Here is a 17,078-nt window from a genome sequence, read left to right as displayed (position 1 = left end):
AGCGCCGACTCGTCTTCTTCCCTTTCAGGATTGGCGCTGGCTCGTAACACGTCCCGTCGCCGATGAAAAGCCGATTGCTTGTGCACGTATGCGGGCTCGTGACCCTTGCTTTGTGACGGCAACTATGCTAGGAATTTATTCATGGTGCTGATTTGCGCCAGCGACCCGCCGCCGAGGCGGGTTTTTTGTTTCGGCGCCATTCTCCGCAGGGCTCCGGACTGGCACCGCTGCCCTGGTCGCACAAATGTGACGGCAAAGTAAGGCGACAGCCGACCTATGCCGTGGTAACCGCCCTGCCTGCCCACTCCTTTGCCCCCGAGGGACCGGCAAGCAATCGGCGGTGAACATTCAATCCGGACGCGTTCCATGAACCGCACCATTCCGCTTATCCTGGCGGTCGCTCTTTTCATGGAAAACATGGATTCGACCGTGATCGCGACGTCGCTGCCGGCGATCGCCGTCGACCTGCAGACCAGTCCGGTCGCGCTCAAGCTGGCGCTGACCGCCTATCTTGTCTCTCTGGCGGTCTTTATTCCGATCAGCGGCTGGATGGCCGACCGCTTCGGCGCCAAGAACGTGTTTCGCGCGGCAATCGCCGTGTTCATCGTCGGTTCGATCGCTTGCGCCGTATCCAATTCGCTGCCGGCTTTCGTGGTTTCGCGCTTCCTGCAAGGCATTGGCGGCGCCATGATGACGCCGGTGGGACGCCTTGTGCTGGTGCGCGCCACGCCGAAAAGCGAGCTCGTCGCCGCGATGTCCTGGCTGAGCATTCCCGCGTTGGTCGGGCCGCTCGTCGGGCCGCCGGTCGGCGGTTTCATCACCACCTATTTCACCTGGCACTGGATATTCCTGATCAATGTGCCTATCGGGCTGATCGGCATCTGGCTCGCCACCCGCTTCCTGCCGAAAACCGAATCGGCGCAGACGCCGCCGCTCGATTTCGTCGGCTTCGTGCTGAGCGGGCTGGCGGCATCGGGCATCGTGTTCGGCCTGTCGGTGGTCAGCCTGCCCGCTTTGCCGCCGATTGCCGGCTTTCTCACCGTGGCGGTCGGGCTGGTAGCAGCGGTGCTTTACCTCCTGCATGCGCGCCACGCCAGGAATCCGCTGCTGGCGCTCGATCTGTTTCGCAACCAGGTGTTCCGCTCCTCGGTCCTCGGCGGCGGACTGTTCCGCATCGGCATCGGCGCCGTGCCTTTCCTTTTGCCGCTGATGTTCCAGATCGGCTTCGGGCTGACGCCGTTCCAATCGGGAATGATCACCTTCGTGGCGGCGATCGTCGCCATCGGCATGAAATTCGTCACGGCGCTGATCTTCAGGGTTGCCGGGTTCCGCCGTGTGCTGATCTTCGGCTCGCTGATCGCGGCGGCGTCGATCGCCATCAACGGCTTGCTCACGCCGGAAACGCCCTATCTGCTGATCCTCGCCGCCCTGCTCGTCGGCGGCTTCATCCGCTCGATGTTCTTCACCGGCATCAACGCGCTTGCCTATGCCGAGATTTCGGCCGCCGACACCAGCAGGGCAACGCCGATCGCCGCGGTGTTCCAGCAACTGTCGATCGCGCTTGGCGTGGCGCTGGCCGGCGGCATCCTGGAAGTGTCGACGACAATCCATGGCGGGCCGCTGACGCTAAGCGACTTCCACGTCGCGTTCTTCATCGTCGCGGCCGTATCGGCGGCCGCATCCCTGTCATTCATGCGGCTGGCGCCGGACGCCGGCAACGCGGTGTCGGGATATGGCGGGCTGACAGCGCCGAAGGCGCTGGAGGTGGGCCCACCGGGGAGTTGAGAACTCCTTCCCTTCTCCCCTTGTGGGAGAAGGTGGATCGGCGCGCAGCGCCGAGACGGTTGAGGGGTGCTGGACGGAATGCGGCGTTGGCGATTTTGCCGATGTATACGAGAGTTTGCGCCAAGCTGGAACACCCCTCATCCGACCTCGCTTCGCGAGGCCACCTTCTCCCACAAGGGGAGAAGGAAAAGCCCCTATCCCTTAAAATCCTTCGCCAGCAGATAAAGCTCCACGGATTCATCCCGCGAGGCCGGCGGCTTGACGTGATGGACCGAGCGGAAATTCTGCTTGAGCCTGGCGAGCAATTCGTTCTCGGCGCCGCCCTGAAAAGTCTTGGCGAGAAAATGACCGCCCGGCTTGAGCACCGACAGCGCGAAATCGGCAGCCACTTCGCACAGATACATGGTGCGGATGTGATCGGTCCTTTTATGCCCGGTGGTCGGCGCCGCCATGTCGGACAAAACGATGTCCGGTCGGCCGCCCAGCGTTTCGGCGAGCTTTTCGGGCGCCTGCGGATCGAGAAAATCCATCAACAGCACCGGCGCGCCGGGCACCGCATCCATCTCGAGATAGTCGATGCCGACGACATGCGGATGTTCGGCCGTCGATTTCGTGCGCGCGGCGGCGACCTGGCACCAGCCGCCGGGTGCCGCGCCAAGGTCGATGACCTTCATGCCGGGCTTGAGCAGATGGTGCTTGTCGTCGATCTCGATCAGCTTGTAGGCCGCACGCGAGCGGTAGCCGTCGGCCTTGGAGCGTTGGACATAGGGATCGTTGATGTGGCGCTGCAGCCAGCGGCGTGACGATTCCTTCAGGCCGCTCTTCTTCTTGATCCGCGTCTTCAGCACGCGAATGCTGGCAGAGCCTGGTTTTTCCGGTTTCTTGGTCATTGCTTGATTTCTTGTTTGAGTTTTCTCGCTCGCCGAGTTGCGGCCGTTTTTCGGCGGCTGCGCGTTTCGTGAACGGCTTCCCCCACTCCGTCGCTGCTTCGCAGCGCCACCTCTCCCCCCTCCGGAGGGAGAGGAAGGGCGCCAGCCTGCATAAGCTCGCGCCCTTCCTCTACCCCGTCGATCGGGGGAGAGGTGTCGAGCGAAGCTCGACGGAGTGGGGGTCGACTGTTCACCTAAGCAATGCTTCCGCTTGGGTCCGAGAAAACCGGTTGCCACTTTTCGCTGACGCGGTCCTTCGGTTCGGGATCATGCGCTGCCACGTCCACTGTTGCGCCAGACACCGTCGTCGGCCATCAATTCGCTCAATATGCCTTCACGCAAGCCGCGGTCGGCAACGCGCAGCCTTTCCGACGGCCATACCGCGCGGATCGCTTCCAGGATGGCGCAGCCGGCCAGCACCAGATCGGCGCGATCGGCGCCGATGCAAGGGTTGGCGACGCGCTGCTGAAAGTCCCAGCCGACCAGTTTTTCGACCATGCGGTCGACGCTGTCGCGGTCCATCCACAGCCCGTCGACCCGGCGGCGGTCGTAGCGTTCGAGGTCGAGGTGGACGCCGGCCAGCGTCGTCACCGTGCCCGAGGTGCCGAGCAGATGGAATTTCGGGCTGGCGAGTACATGGCTCAGCCGGTCGCGCCCGTCAAAGGCGTGCAGGCGCACAGCCACATCCTCGACCATGGCGGCAAAGATCTCGCGGGTGACAGTGCGGCCGCCGAAGCGCTCGGCCAGCGAAACCACTCCGACCGGCAGCGACGTCCAGGAGACGATATGGTTGGCGAGCCTCGGCGAGCGGTGGCCGGTGAGATCGATCAGCGCGATTTCCGAGGAGCCGCCGCCGATGTCGAACAGGACGACGCCTTGCGTGTCGCGGTCGACCAGCGAGCCGCAGCCAGACACAGCCAGCCGCGCCTCGGTCTGGCGGTCGATGATCTCGAGCTTCAAACCCGCCTCGCGCTCGACGCGGTCGAGGAACTCGGCGCCGTTCGCGGCGGTGCGGCAGGCTTCGGTGGCGATCAGCCGGGCCTTCCTGATCTTGCGGCTGCGCAATTTGTCGCCGCAGATCTTCAGCGCCTCGACCGCACGGTCCATCGCGGGCTGCCCTAGCCGGCCATTGGCGGTGAGGCCCTCGCCAAGCCTGACGATGCGCGAGAAAGCGTCGATGACGCGGAACTGGCCATGCCGCGTCGGCACCGCCACCAGCAGCCGGCAATTGTTGGTGCCGAGGTCAAGTGCGGCAAACACCGGCAGTTCCTGCACCGGCGGGCGGCGAACATCCTGCTCCGGCCTGCTCGGCGCAGCTGAGGGCGAAGGCACGACGATCGCCTCGAGCGGACGGCTTGTTGGAGCGCCGGTGGCGGCGGGCGCCGACAGTCCGGCCGCGGCGAGCTGAGCGTCATCGCGCACAAAAACCTTGCGGCCGCGCCGGCGTTTGCGTCGCTTCCTGGTCTTGGCCTTCTGCTGGCCATTCTGATGCTGGGGCGCGTCGCCTGCCTGTCCATGACCGGACCAAGGCTGCACCGGGCGGCCATTCTGCCGGCCGGCGGATGGGCTTGCCTGGCCTGATGGCGGCGGCGTAGCCCTGGACACGCCCACATCCGGCGCGCCAGCGCCGGTGTCGTGGTCTTCCACTTCAGTTCCTTCCGGCGCCGCGCGAACCGGAGACCGGACGCAGCAGGCGCTGTCATGTGTTCTAAGTTGCCGCCAGACTAGCAGCGCCGGCCCGGATCACCAAGAGCGCAGGGGGCGAATTTTGGGTGACATTGTCTCGCCGCTCCGCTCGGCCCGATGATGGCGGGACAGCGCCCCCCTCTGTCCTGCCGGACATCTCCCCCACAAGGAGGGAGATTGGCAGCTTCGGCGCTCCGCCCATTTCTGCAACGGTGGGGATTGGCGAAAGTGGCGGTGGCGGCCAATCTCCCCACAAGTGGGGGAGATGTCCGGCAGGACAGAGGGGGGCGCGAAGGATCGCCAGGCTTTCCTTCTCCCTCCGCTACACGCCTTGCCGGTTGAATAGCCGGCTTCGATAAGGCATTTCTTAAATGACGGGGATGGAACATTCGGAATCGCGGACAGTTTTCCCGACGCGAACCGAAAAAGGGGCAACGGGGCTGCAACGCATGATCGTCACGTCATGAATTGGAGGCGCTATTTCTGGCCGGTCGTCGGCATTGCGGCGGTCGTCTTCTCGCTGTGGCTGCTGCTGCACGAATTGCGCGGCATTTCGCTCGACGATGTCTGGGACGGCATCGTCGCCATCCCTGCCCGCGGCTGGGTGCTCGCCGCGCTGAGCTCGGTCATCGCCTATGCGTCGCTGGCCGGCTACGACCACATAGCGCTCCTGCATATCGGCAGACGAGTCTCCTGGCTGTTCGTCACCCTGTGCTCCTTCACCACCTACGCGCTGTCGCACAATATCGGCGGCTCGGTGTTCTCCGGCGCCGTGATCCGCTATCGCGCCTATGGCACAAGGGGGCTGACCGGGCAGGATGTCGGCGTCCTGGTAGCGATCTGCTGGATCACCTTCGTGCTGTCGACGATCCTCGTCTCCGGCCTCGTTCTGGTCTTCGAGCCGGAGATTATCGACCGGTTTTCCGGCGCGCCGCACCATGGCCTGACGATTGCCGCGGGCATCATCATGCTGCTGCTGGTGGCGGCCTATGTCTTCGGCAGCTGGCTGCATCTCAGGCCGCTGAAGATCGGCAGCTTCCAGGTCCATTATCCGGCCCTGCCGATCGTCGCGCGGCAATTGCTGATCGGCCCGATCGAGCTTCTGGCAGCGGCGGCGATCATCTTCTTCGCCCTGCCCGTATCAGGCAATCCCGGCTATTTCGTCGTGCTCGGCGTCTTCCTGGTGTCGTTCTCGATCGCGCAGATCTCGCATGCGCCGGGCGGGCTCGGCGTGTTCGAGGTCGTCTTCCTCGCCGGCCTGTCGCACATGGACCCGGTCGGCGTGCTGGCCGCGCTGCTGGTGTTTCGGCTGTTCTACCTGATCATCCCGCTGGTGATCGCGCTCGGCGTCGTGCTGTTCTTCGAGCATTCGCAGCTCGGGCGGGGTGGGAAGTGAGAGGCCGGGCAATCGTTTCAGACGGTGATGCGCGAAGAATGGGGAAGAAGGGCCGCGCCGCTGAGTGAGGCGCGGCCCTGCCGTTCTACGCTGCAGCGCTCAGAGGTAACGGCATGGATCCTAGGGTCTCCGCGACGTCGCTTCGCTCCTGCTCCGCCCTAGGATGACGAAGGCGTGTTGGCTTACGGCTAGTCGCAAATGTTGAAAATTAGCACCGGTCGCAAACCAAGCTGACGCTAATGGCAAATCTCCAACCTTGGAGATTGGCCGAAACTACACTCCTTTCGTCATCCTAGGGCGAAGCAGGAGCGAAGCGACGTCGCGCAGACCCTAGGATCCATGCCGTTACAGTGGCCGAAGAACGCAGCGATGCAGTGGCTTCACTGTCTCGTCGAGGAATGTGTAAGGGTAAGGGACGCATCAAAAACCTGACGCGATTGCCCCAAATGAAGCATGGCACAGGCTTGACTATTTTCCGGCGGCGGCTACAAGGCACGCGCGGCGCCATCGCCGCCCTGCCCGCGCGGTTTTCTTCAACCGCGCCTGCTGGGGAATAGGTTAACGGTAGACCCACGGACTCTGACTCCGTTAGTCCTGGTTCGAATCCAGGTTCCCCAGCCAAACAAAATCAAGCACTTAGCTGCCTAAATCGCCAAAAACCATGTTGCTAGCGCTGGAATTGGCAGCAACATAAGCCATTGATTTGTAAGGCTTGGTAATGAGCGGAGGCTGCCAATAGCAACATGGCGACATGAAAAACTCCCGTCGGAGCGGGGTTTTGTCGTTTGCCGGTGCTTCGCGCACCAGCTAGGCCGCAAGTTCGGCGGCCCATTCCGGTGTTAACAAGCAAACCGCCCAAGCCGCGTCATCGATCGGCTTGAGACTACCCAATATCATCCTGTCTCTATTCGGATCCACGGTTGCGAATGAGCGCACGCCGTAAACATCTCCTAGCTTTCCGGCTTTCGCTCGAGACAGCACCAGCGACGGCATGGGCTGGTCGCGGTGTGTGATCCATGCCCTAGTTCGAATTGCCAGTCGGCGTCGATGCCGGCAGCGTTTACGTGGAAGTTCATTTGCAAGTCTCCAGGTTGCGGCTCTCACAAAGCCAAGCCGGAAGTGGCACCGGCAGCCGGTGGTGTGAGACGACCTGGAAATCGCCGGCAAGCTTTTAGGTCTCGACCTTGGACATAGCTATGCCACCCCGGCCAAGGTCTGGTCCGCCGCCGCGTCGACCCATGTGACCCTTCCCTCGCCAGAAAGCATGGCGGAGAATCGAAGCTGACGCAAGAGCAATATCTTGTAAGATATTGAAATCATAAGGCATTTTCGCCTTAAAAGTCTAGTCGTGATATGCGAAACCGCCTACTTGCTGATTGTGCTTGTAATTTCGAGGCGGGCCGGGCATGAGGCTGAAGGGCTAGCGCGGGTCTCCTCACCGAACGTCGACCATTGCCGCCGCGTACTTCGTTCGCATGTTTCGATTACATTAGATTTAGCTAAAATATTAAACAGCCAGTCGAGCGCGCGCCCCGAAGACTCGCTGGTCAGGCCCAGCGGCCTCACCCCCTAACCAAGCCGCTGGGCCGCCCCAGAGCGAAGCGTGCTGTCGCTGTACATTAGCGACCTTCGGAACTGCCTGGCGCTATGCCGCGTTAATCTTCTGAATCGGGAGATAGCTGTGCAAAAAAAAGACTATCGAACGAACAGAGCCGACTATGCGATTGCCGCGAAGCATGGCCGCGCGACCGCTGAGGGTGATGAGCTGCCGGCGAGAAAAAAGAAGTCCCTGTTGGCAAGGGATCGGCGATCTGAAAAGTTGACTGAAAATCCGTCGGAAAGCGCGCCAGAACCGAAAGCCAGAACGCGCGGTTAGATTTTTTGAAAGCGGCGCCGACCGCATTCACTTCCCTACTCGTCATGACGAACAGTGTTCGTTCGAATGATGCTATTCCGTTGCCTTGAGCGCAAGTTTTTGGTCAGCCAGCACAGCGCCTCCTCTTAAGCTCGCTGGTGGTCAAGGCCCGCGATGAAACGGCCAATCAAATACTATCTTAAGCGCCACGTGCGCTACGATCCGGACCTGCTGCCCCGCACGGGGCACAGGTACAAGCCAGCCAAACCGGCCCACGATGCCGTATGGCCCAATGTCATCTCGGCAATTGCTATTGCCGGTTTCGTCCTCGCGTTCATCTGGAGCTAAGACGATGCGATCAATGGACACCACGCACACGCTGATCTAGCTCCATCTTCATGCGCACCTTCGTTGCAGCATTGCTACGGCGAAAGGCCGCAAGGCTGCGCTGTCGCTTGTTAGGCTGGGAAGCCGGTAAGCGCTACCTCCAACAGATCGATGCCGGTCAGCGTTCTAAGCGGCAGCCCTGAGGTTTCTGTCCAATCCTCGGCCCTGGCCATGAATCCAAACGACAAGCCGGTTGGCGTCTCGACGTCGAACCAGCCCAAGGGCCGTCTGCGACTATGCTCACGCGGCCGCATCCAGCCCCTGCGCCGGCACATAGTTGAGGATCGGACCGAGCCAGCGCTCGACCTCGGCAAGCGCCATGCCCTTGCGCCGCGCATAATCCTCGACCTGGTCGCGTTCGACCTTGGCCACCCCGAAATAATAGCTCTCGGGATGCGACAGGTAGATGCCGGACACGGAGGAGCCCGGCCACATCGCAAAGCTTTCGGTCAGGCTGACGCCGGCATTGCGCTCGCCGTCGAGCAGGCGAAACAGCGTCGCTTTCTCCGTGTGATCGGGCTGCGCCGGATAGCCGGGCGCCGGGCGGATGCCGCGATAGGGTTCGCCGATCAGCGCGTCCGGCGCCAGAGCCTCGTCCGGTGCATAGGCCCAGAAGTCCTTGCGCACTCGCTCGTGCAGGCGCTCGGCGAAGGCTTCGGCGAAACGGTCGGCCAGCGCCTTGACCATGATCGACGAGTAGTCGTCGTTCGCCCGCTCGAAGCGCTCGGCGATCACCGCTTCCTCGATGCCAGCGGTGACGATGAAGCCACCGAGATAGTCGGCCTTGCCGCTGTCGGCAGGCGCAACGAAATCCGACAGCGCGACGTTCGCCTTGCCGTCGCGCTTGGTTAGTTGCTGGCGCAGCGTGAAGAAGGTCGCCAGCTCCTGCGATCGCTTATCGTCCGTGAACAGCCTGATATCGTCGCCGACGGTATTCGCCGGCCAGAAGCCGATCACGCCCTTCGGCGCGAACCATTTTTCCGCGATGATCTTTTTCAGCATCGCCTGGGCGTCCTCGAAAAGCTGGCGTGCCGCCGGCCCTTGAGCCTCGTCGTCGAGGATTTTTGGATAGCGCCCCTTCAGCTCCCAGGTCTGGAAGAATGGCGTCCAGTCGATATAGCGCGCGAGCTCGGCCAGGTCCCAGCCTTCGAAGACTTTCAGGCCGAGGAAGGAAGGCTTCGGCGGCTCGTAGGCCGACCAGTCGATCCTGTGGGCATTGGCCCGCGCCTTGGCGAGCGGCAGGCGCTGCTTGTCGGCTTCGCTGCGCGCATGCGCATCGGCTACCTTCTTGTATTCGGCACGAACATTGTCGACATAACCGCCCTTGGTCTCGTTCGACAAAAGCGCCGACACCACGCCGACCGCGCGGCTGGCATCGGTGACGTAGACCGTCTGGCCCCTGGCATAGCGCGGATGGATCTTTACCGCCGTGTGCACGCGGCTGGTCGTCGCGCCACCGATCAACAGCGGAATGTCAAAGCCTTCGCGCTCCATCTCGGCGGCCATGTGCGCCATCTCGTCGAGCGAGGGCGTGATCAGGCCGGACAGGCCGATAATGTCGACCTGCCGCTCGCGCGCCGTCTGCAGGATCTTCGCCGCCGGCACCATGACGCCGAGGTCGATGATCTCGTAATTGTTGCAGGCCAGAACCACGCCGACGATGTTCTTGCCGATGTCGTGGACATCGCCCTTCACCGTCGCCATCAGGATCTTTCCGGCGGTCTGGCGCTCGCCGGTCTCGACGCCATTGGCGGCGTTCGCCAGCTTCTCCGCCTCCATGTGCGGCAGCAGGCCCGCCACCGCCTGCTTCATGACGCGGGCGGACTTCACCACTTGCGGCAGGAACATTTTTCCCGCGCCGAACAGATCGCCGACGACATTCATTCCTGCCATCAGCGGACCTTCGATGACATGCAGCGGGCGCTCGACGGCAAAGCGCGCTTCGTCGGTGTCCTGGTCGATGAATTCGGTGATGCCGTTGACCAGCGCGTGCGAAATGCGCTGCTCGACGGGCCAGTCACGCCATGCGAGATCGCGTTCCTGCGCCTCCTTGCCCGCCGTGCCCTTGAAACGTTCGGCGAGTTCCAGCATGCGTTCGGTCGCGGTGCCGCCGCCCTTCGGCTGACGATTGTTGACGACGTCCTCGCAGGCTTCGCGCAGGTCCGGATCGATGGTGTCGTAGACGGCAAGCTGCCCGGCATTGACGATGCCCATGTCCATGCCCGCCTGGATGGCATGGTAGAGGAACACGGCATGCATGGCCTCGCGCACCGGCTCGTTGCCGCGAAACGAGAAGGAGAGGTTCGACACGCCGCCCGATATATGGACATGGGGAAGCGTCGCGGTGATCTGCCGTGCGGCTTCGATGAAGTCGACGCCGTAATTGTTGTGCTCGTCGATGCCGGTGGCGATGGCGAAGATGTTCGGATCGAAAACGATGTCCTCGGGCGGGAATCCGGCCTGCTCGGTCAAAAGCTTGTAGGCGCGGGTGCAGATTTCGACCTTGCGCGCCTTGGTGTCGGCCTGGCCGTCCTCGTCGAAGGCCATGACGACCACCGCCGCGCCATACGCGCGGACGAGCTTCGCATGGTGCAGAAAGGCTTCCTCGCCCTCCTTCATCGAGATGGAGTTGACCAGCGGCTTGCCCTGCACGCATTTCAGGCCGGCTTCGATGATCTCCCATTTGGAGCTGTCGATCATCACGGGAACGCGGGCGATATCCGGCTCGGCGGCAATCAGGTTGAGATATTCGACCATCGCCCTCTGCGAATCGATCAGGCCTTCGTCCATGTTGATGTCGATGATCTGCGCGCCGTTGGCGACCTGGTCGCGCGCGACGTCGAGCGCGGCAGCATAGTCGCCGGCCGTGATCAGCTTCCTGAATTTCGCCGAGCCGGTGACGTTGGTCCGCTCGCCGACATTCACGAACGGAATTTCGTCGGTCAGCGTGAACGGCTCGAGCCCCGACAGGCGCATCTTCGGTTCGATGACGGGAACAGCGCGCGGCGGGTATTTCTTCACCGCCTGTGCGATGGCGCGGATGTGGTCCGGCGTCGAGCCGCAACAGCCGCCGACGATGTTGACCAATCCGTCGCGCGCAAAATCCTCGATCTGCGCGGCCATGAATTCCGGGCTCTCGTCATAACGGCCGAATTCATTGGGCAGGCCGGCATTGGGATAGGCACAGACAAAGGTGTCGGCGACGCCTGATATTTCGTCCAGATGCGCGCGCATGGCTTTGGCGCCCAGCGCGCAATTAAGGCCTATCGTGAACGGGTTGGCGTGACGGACCGAGTGCCAGAAAGCCGTCGGCGTCTGGCCGGACAGCGTGCGGCCGGACAGGTCGGTGATCGTGCCTGATATCATCACCGGCAGATGCACGTCCTTCTCGATGAATATCTCGTTGCAGGCGAAGATCGCCGCCTTGGCGTTCAGCGTATCAAAAATGGTCTCGATCAGGATGATGTCGGCGCCGCCGTCGATGAGACCGCGCAGCTGCTCGCCATAGGCAAGGCGCAATTCGTCGAACGTCACGGCGCGGTAGCCGGGATTGTTGACATCCGGCGACATCGAGGCGGTGCGGTTGGTCGGTCCCAGCGCACCGGCGACGTAGCGACGCTTGCCGTCCTCCTGCTGTGCCCTCACCGCTGCCCTGCGCACCAGCCGCGCACCATCGCGGTTCAGCGCGTAGACCGCGTCCTCCATGCCGTAATCCGCCTGGGCGATGGCGGTCGAGGAGAAGGTGTTGGTTTCAAGGATATCCGCCCCGGCGATGGCGTAGCGATAGTGGATCTCCTCGATCGCCTTGGGCTGCGTCAGGATCAAAAGGTCGTTGTTGCCTTGCTGATGGCAGGCGCACTCCGCGAATTTGTCGCCACGGAAATGATTCTCATCGAAGCCGAGGCCCTGGATCTGCGTGCCCATGGCGCCGTCGAGGATGAGGATGCGTTCGCGCGCCGCCGCCGTCAGTGCTGCAAGCACTTCCGAACCGTCGGGCTTGGCCGCGACGGGGCCGAATAAATCATCCAACGATGATGGGTTTTGCGACATATTTCGTCCTCGGGGCGACAGTCGCGCCTAAGTCACATAAAGACATCTTTATGTCAATATACGCTATTCGGCTGCTGCTGTCACCCCTGTCGCTAGGGGTACTGCCTGCCGGCGCTACACCGCCGCCTAACCCGCCTTCGCCACCACTGCCGCTCTTAGCAGCATGCCGAACAGGTCGCGTGGCTCGTCCGGGTCGGCCAGCATGTCGAGTTCCTGGTAGAGGCCGGTTAATCGCAGCTGGTCCCTGACATAGCGCAGCGCCGAGAAATCCTCGATGGCGAAGCCGACCGAATCGAACAGCGTGATCTGGGCCGGGTCGCGCCGGCCTTGTACGACGCCGGTGATGACCTGCCACAGCTCGGTCACGGGATGGTCCGGAGCAAGCTGCTGGATCTCGCCCTCGATGCGGGTCTGCGGCGGGTATTCGACGAAGATGTCGGAGCGCAGCAGGATATCGCGATGCAGTTCAGTCTTCCCCGGACAATCGCCGCCAACCGCATTGATGTGCACGCCCGAGCCGACCATGTTGTCGGTGAGGATGGTGGCGTACTGCTTGTCGGCGGTGACGGTAGTGATGATCTCAGCCCCCTCGACGGCCTCTTCGGTAGAGCGGCAGGCGACCATTTCGAAGCCAAAACCATCGAGATTGCGGATGCACTTTTCCGTCGCCGAGCGGTCGATGTCGAAGAAGCGCAGCTTGCGCACACCCAGCAAGGCCTTGAAGGCCAGGGCCTGGAATTCCGCCTGGGCGCCATTGCCAATCAGCGCCATGCAGTCAGCGCCGGGTGGCGCCAGATGCTTGGCCGCGAGCGCCGACATCGCCGCGGTGCGCAGCGCGGTCAGGATGGTCATTTCCGACAGCAGCACGGGGTAGCCATTGTGGACGTCGGCCAGCATCCCGAAGGCGGTCACGGTCTGGCGGCCCTCGCGCATGTTCTTGGGATGGCCGTTGACATATTTGAAGCCATAGACCTCGCCGTCGCTGGTCGGCATCAGCTCGATGACGCCCTCGGCGCTGTGCGAGGCGACGCGCGGCGACTTGTCGAAGGCTTCCCAGCGGCGGAAATCATCCTCGATGTAGAAGGCGAGCTCGGTGAGGAAACGCTCGACCCCGATCTTCAGCACCAGCTTCATCATGTGGTCGACGCTGACGAAAGGGACGATGTTGAGATTGGGGATCATTTTTGTCCTTGCCCGCATTGCTGCGACGGTCAGTCCTTGCGATGCGCGTTGTGCGCCTTCATCATCGTCGCCAGTGCCGGATCGCTCCGCTCCAGCGTGCCGATCGCGGCATTGGTGTCGTAGAGCCGCTCGTCCTGCCCCATCTTGAACTTGGCCTCGAGCCGTTCGATCGGCAGGTCGAAGCCAAGGATGTGCGGTATGCGCCGCTCCATGCCGCCCGGCCCGAGCTCGCGCATGCGCCAGCGGTCGGCGCGGCCCTTTTCCAGCACGTCGACAAGCCGCAAGAGGTGCCGGGCGGTGGCGTGATCGTCGAGTGGCGCCGGCCGGCCGTGGCAATGGACGACGGCGAAGTTCCAGGTCGGCGCGCTGTCGCGCACCGGGTTGCGCGGATACCAGGACGGCGAGATATAGCCATGCGGCCCGTGGAAGATTGCGATCGTCTCCCGGCCCTCCGCAATCAACGCGCTGTGCGGGTTCTGCCGGGCCAGATGCGACACCAGCGTGCCGTTCGCTCCCCGCTTTCGGTCGAGCACGATAGGCAGATGCGAGGCGACGAGTCCCTCCGGCCCTGACGTCACCACCGTGGCGAAGGCCGCCGCCTCGATCAGGCCGAAGACGTCGTCCTGCGAGAGCGGCGCGAATTCGGGCTTGGTGTACATTATGGGGCTAGTTCCTCGACATGAGTGATCTTGACAGTCGCTGCCGTGCTGGCCATCTGCAACGTTCGGGATTGGCCGAGGCTTCTCCAACTTCGTCATCCCTGGGCGAAGCAGGAGCGGAGCTCCGTCGCGGAGACCCTGGGATCCATGCCGTAATCTTGGCCGAAGGGCGCCGCGGAGCAGAATTCTGCACCGTAGCAGCGCTCTGAAGTCGCGGCATGGATCCTGGGGTCTGCGCCGCGTCGCTTCGCTCCTTGCTCCGCCCCAGGATGACGAAGCGATGGGTGTTTTCAGCCAATCTCCAAGGCTTGCGATCTGCCAACGTAAGCACTATCCGACCTTTCAGAACTTTTGCACTAAGGAACTAGCTTCTCTGCACGCGAACCGCCGGGATCAGGCCTTGCGGCCGCACCAGCAGCACGGCGATGACGCCGGAGAGCACGATGGCGTCGCGATAAGGTGCGACCGCTGCCGGCAGCGTCGCCTGCAGCAGCACTTCGATGATGCCGAGCAGGAAGCCGCCGGCGACCGCGCCCGGCAGGCTGCCCAGCCCACCGACGACCGCGGCGATGAAGGCCTTCAGCACCGGGGTGAACCCCATCAGCGGATCGACGGAAGCGCGCTGCGCCACCCACAGCATCGCCGCCAGCCCGGCCAGCAGGCCGGAGAGCAGGAAGGCGGTGGCGATGATGCGGCTGGCCGGGATGCCCATCAGCCGGACGACATTGAAATCCTCGGCCGCGGCGCGCATCGCCGTGCCGGTCACGGTGCGGCGCAGGAAGAGTTCCAGCGCAATCAGGGCCAATGCCGAGACGACGATGGAGATGCTCGGGCCGACGCCGATGGTGAAATCGCCGAACGAGAAGGCGCCGGTCATCCAGCTGGGCATGGCGACGGCCTGCGGCCGGGCCGAGATGCCGTTCTGGAAGACGACCTTCAGCAGGCTCGAAACGGCGAAGCTGGTCAGAAGCAGGCTGGTGACGCTGGCGCCGCGCATCGGCCGGAAGGCGACGCGTTCCATGGCAACTGCCGCGAGCGCGCCGCAGGACACGGCGACGAGCACCGCCGCCGGAAACGGCAGACCGAAAACCAGCGCGGCAAGCAAGGCATAGCCCGACAGTGTCATCAGCTCGCCATGGGCGAAGTTGATCAGGCCGACGATGGAAAAGACGATCGCCAGCCCCAGTGCCAGCAGCGCATAGACGCCGCCGAGGCTCACCGCATTGATGATCTGCTGCGCGATCATGGTTCAGGCTCCGAGATAGGCTTGGCGGACAAGGTCCGAGGTGGCGAGCTCCTTCGCGGTGCCCGACAGCACCACCTCGCCATTGGCAAGCACGATGGCGCGGTCGGCGATCTCCAGCGCCAGCGCCACGTTCTGCTCGACCAGAAGGATGGTCAGGCCGTTGCGGCGCAATTCGGCGATCAGGTCGAAGACGGTGTCGATCAGCTGCGGGGCAAGGCCGAGCGACGGCTCGTCGAGCAGCACCATGCGCGGTTTGCCCATCAATGCCCGGGCGATGGCCAGCATCTGCTGCTCGCCGCCGGAGAGATTGCCACCCTTGACGCGATGGTAGCGCCGCAGAATCGGAAACAGCTCCAGCATCTCCTCTTCGCGCGCCCTCGCCTCCGTCGCCGGCAGGTGCATCGCGCCGCCGAGACGCAGATTGTCGGCCACGGTCAGGCCAGCGAAGATGCGCCGGCCCTCCGGCACCAGCGACACACCCTTGCGGGCGATCGCCTCCGGCGCCAGGCCGGTGATGTCGACGCCGTCGAAGACCACTTTGCCTGATACAGCAGGCACCAGCCCGGCGATGGCGCCAAGCGTCGAGCTCTTGCCGGCGCCATTGGCGCCGACCAGCGCGATGATCTCGCCGCTGTCGACGGCGAGATCGACGCGGCGCACCGCCTCGACTTCGCCGTAACGTATTTTCAGGGCTTCGACGCTCAGCATGATGTCACGGCGCCGGCACGTCGGCGGCGTCGGGGATCATGGTCTGGATGTGCTTGCCCTCGCCGCCCTCATAGCGCATCAGCGCCACGGGCCTCAGCGGCATGCGGTCGGTGCCGGCATAGGTGATCTTGCCGGTGATGCCGTCAAAGTCCTTGAGGCCGGCAATGGCGTCGCGGATCGCCTTGGGATCATCGGAGCCGGCCGTTTTGACCGCCTGGTCGAGGATCAGCCCGATCTCGTAGCCATTCACCTCATAGGTCGATTCCGGCGCGTGGCCGGCATATTTGGCGAAGGCGGCGTTGAAGGCCTCCAGCTTGCTGCCCGGCTCGGCATAGCCGGCCGCCGTGTAGACGACGCCGTCGACCAGCTTGCCCAATCCCTTGATGGTCGGTGTGCCGATGGCATCGGCGCCATAGACCGGAATGGTGACGCCGGCGCCGCGCAATTGCTGGATGAAGGCCGGGAAATCAGGCTCGTAGGCGGCCGTCATGATCAGGTCCGGCTGGTCGGCGAGGCTCTTGATGTTGGTGATCTCGGCAGAGAAGTCCGGCTGGCCCATGGTGAAAGTACCGCGGCCGACGACAGCGCCGCCCTTCTTTTCAAACACCTTGCCGAAATATTCGGGCAGGTTGGCCGTGTAGGTGGAATCCGGCGAGGTCAAGAGAAAGACCTTCTTCTTGCCTTCGGCGACGGCGAAGTCGGCGACCGCGGTCGCCTGCACATTGTCGGCCGGATAGGTGCCGAACATGACGTCGCCGACCGCGGCGGTGAGCACCGGGGCGGAGCCGCACAGCGTCAATGTCGGAATGCCGAGCGGCTGGGTGAGCTGGCCGGCCGAGATCGAGGGGTCGGCGTCACACGGCGTGATCATGATCTTGGCGCCGGCGTCGATCAGTTCCTGGGCGACGGTGGCGGTCTGCGCCGTGTCGGAGCGGGTGTCCTTGATGATCAGCTTGACGGTGTATTTGCCTGCGAGACCGCCCTTGGCGTTGAGTTCGTCGAGCGCCATGCGCAGACCGGCAAGTGCCGGCTGGTCGTAGGGAGCAAGGCCGCCGGTCTGCGCGGTCGCGGCGCCAATGATGATCTCTTCGGCGGAAGCAGTGGAAACGACGGCGACGGTCGTGCCGAACACCGCTGCATAGAGGGCGGCGCGGTGAAGGCGATAAAGCTTTGGCATGTCGGTTCTCCTTCTGGA

General features: G+C 63.4%; 12 protein-coding genes and 1 tRNA gene. 4 read left to right on the top strand and 9 right to left on the bottom strand.

From position 1 onward, the window contains the following. The first annotated feature begins 366 nt into the window (after positions 1–366). The gene (locus tag CIT25_RS17175; RefSeq protein WP_095485725.1) at positions 367–1,785 is read left to right on the top strand and encodes an MFS transporter; all 1,419 of its coding nucleotides are present in this window, start codon (positions 367–369) and stop codon (positions 1,783–1,785) included. 194 nt (positions 1,786–1,979) lie between these two features. Here the strand turns inward: CIT25_RS17175 and CIT25_RS17170 are convergent, their stop codons facing one another. After that, on the bottom strand, positions 1,980–2,675 hold the full coding sequence (locus tag CIT25_RS17170) for an RlmE family RNA methyltransferase (protein WP_095485724.1): 696 nt from the start codon (positions 2,673–2,675) through the stop codon (positions 1,980–1,982). A 306-nt stretch (positions 2,676–2,981) separates the two neighbouring features. Then, a complete protein-coding gene (locus CIT25_RS17160; protein ID WP_095485723.1) occupies positions 2,982–4,361 on the bottom strand; it encodes a Ppx/GppA phosphatase family protein in 1,380 nt (459 codons plus the stop codon). Positions 4,362–4,863: 502 nt separating this feature from the next. Here CIT25_RS17160 and CIT25_RS17150 point away from each other — a divergent pair. From CIT25_RS17150 to CIT25_RS17140, 3 genes are all read left to right on the top strand, one after another. Beyond that, positions 4,864–5,796: a lysylphosphatidylglycerol synthase domain-containing protein gene (locus CIT25_RS17150; RefSeq protein ID WP_095485722.1), complete on the top strand. Its 933-nt coding sequence runs from the start codon at positions 4,864–4,866 to the stop codon at positions 5,794–5,796. A gap of 547 nt (positions 5,797–6,343) precedes the next feature. Next, positions 6,344–6,417: transfer RNA gene (locus tag CIT25_RS17145), tRNA-Gln, on the top strand. Positions 6,418–7,477: 1,060 nt separating this feature from the next. Then, entirely contained in the window at positions 7,478–7,672 is a 195-nt protein-coding gene (locus CIT25_RS17140) for a hypothetical protein (RefSeq protein WP_245329883.1), read from the top strand. A gap of 437 nt (positions 7,673–8,109) precedes the next feature. Here the strand turns inward: CIT25_RS17140 and CIT25_RS38460 are convergent, their stop codons facing one another. The 7 genes from CIT25_RS38460 to CIT25_RS17105 form a co-directional block, all read right to left on the bottom strand. Continuing rightward, positions 8,110–8,292: an HK97 family phage prohead protease gene (locus CIT25_RS38460; protein ID WP_365989408.1), complete on the bottom strand. Its 183-nt coding sequence runs from the start codon at positions 8,290–8,292 to the stop codon at positions 8,110–8,112. Continuing rightward, a complete protein-coding gene (gene metH, locus CIT25_RS17135; RefSeq protein ID WP_095485721.1) occupies positions 8,279–12,088 on the bottom strand; it encodes a methionine synthase in 3,810 nt (1,269 codons plus the stop codon). The genes CIT25_RS38460 and metH overlap by 14 nt, the downstream gene beginning before the upstream one ends. A gap of 126 nt (positions 12,089–12,214) precedes the next feature. Next, the gene (locus CIT25_RS17130) at positions 12,215–13,270 is read right to left on the bottom strand and encodes an ornithine cyclodeaminase (RefSeq protein ID WP_095485720.1); all 1,056 of its coding nucleotides are present in this window, start codon (positions 13,268–13,270) and stop codon (positions 12,215–12,217) included. Positions 13,271–13,299: 29 nt separating this feature from the next. Next, positions 13,300–13,929, bottom strand: a complete 630-nt coding sequence (locus tag CIT25_RS17125) for an FMN-binding negative transcriptional regulator (RefSeq protein ID WP_095485719.1) — start codon at positions 13,927–13,929, stop codon at positions 13,300–13,302. Between the two features lie 364 nt (positions 13,930–14,293). Then, the gene (locus tag CIT25_RS17115; RefSeq protein WP_095485717.1) at positions 14,294–15,175 is read right to left on the bottom strand and encodes a branched-chain amino acid ABC transporter permease; all 882 of its coding nucleotides are present in this window, start codon (positions 15,173–15,175) and stop codon (positions 14,294–14,296) included. Positions 15,176–15,178: 3 nt separating this feature from the next. Further along, the gene (locus tag CIT25_RS17110) at positions 15,179–15,883 is read right to left on the bottom strand and encodes an ABC transporter ATP-binding protein (RefSeq protein ID WP_095485716.1); all 705 of its coding nucleotides are present in this window, start codon (positions 15,881–15,883) and stop codon (positions 15,179–15,181) included. Positions 15,884–15,887: 4 nt separating this feature from the next. Further along, positions 15,888–17,060 carry an ABC transporter substrate-binding protein gene (locus CIT25_RS17105; protein ID WP_095485715.1) on the bottom strand — a complete coding sequence of 391 codons (1,173 nt, stop codon included), beginning with the start codon at positions 17,058–17,060 and terminating at the stop codon, positions 15,888–15,890. Between the last annotated feature and the right edge of the window lie 18 nt (positions 17,061–17,078).

Source organism: Mesorhizobium mediterraneum (assembly GCF_002284565.1).
In the GTDB taxonomy this organism is placed as follows: domain Bacteria; phylum Pseudomonadota; class Alphaproteobacteria; order Rhizobiales; family Rhizobiaceae; genus Mesorhizobium; species Mesorhizobium mediterraneum.
This window is presented reverse-complemented; position numbering and strand designations above follow the sequence as displayed.

What these genes read in the sequence shown, in the direction of transcription:
- CIT25_RS17170 (WP_095485724.1), bottom strand. Translation starts at nt 2,675, where the DNA reads ATGACCAAGAAACCGGAAAAACCAGGCTCTGCCAGCATTCGCGTGCTG.
- CIT25_RS17125 (WP_095485719.1), bottom strand. Translation starts at nt 13,929, where the DNA reads ATGTACACCAAGCCCGAATTCGCGCCGCTCTCGCAGGACGACGTCTTC.
- CIT25_RS17115 (WP_095485717.1), bottom strand. Translation starts at nt 15,175, where the DNA reads ATGATCGCGCAGCAGATCATCAATGCGGTGAGCCTCGGCGGCGTCTAT.
- CIT25_RS17130 (WP_095485720.1), bottom strand. Translation starts at nt 13,270, where the DNA reads ATGATCCCCAATCTCAACATCGTCCCTTTCGTCAGCGTCGACCACATG.
- CIT25_RS17105 (WP_095485715.1), bottom strand. Translation starts at nt 17,060, where the DNA reads ATGCCAAAGCTTTATCGCCTTCACCGCGCCGCCCTCTATGCAGCGGTG.
- CIT25_RS17175 (WP_095485725.1), top strand. Translation starts at nt 367, where the DNA reads ATGAACCGCACCATTCCGCTTATCCTGGCGGTCGCTCTTTTCATGGAA.
- metH (WP_095485721.1), bottom strand. Translation starts at nt 12,088, where the DNA reads ATGTCGCAAAACCCATCATCGTTGGATGATTTATTCGGCCCCGTCGCG.
- CIT25_RS38460 (WP_365989408.1), bottom strand. Translation starts at nt 8,292, where the DNA reads ATGCGGCCGCGTGAGCATAGTCGCAGACGGCCCTTGGGCTGGTTCGAC.
- CIT25_RS17110 (WP_095485716.1), bottom strand. Translation starts at nt 15,883, where the DNA reads ATGCTGAGCGTCGAAGCCCTGAAAATACGTTACGGCGAAGTCGAGGCG.
- CIT25_RS17150 (WP_095485722.1), top strand. Translation starts at nt 4,864, where the DNA reads ATGAATTGGAGGCGCTATTTCTGGCCGGTCGTCGGCATTGCGGCGGTC.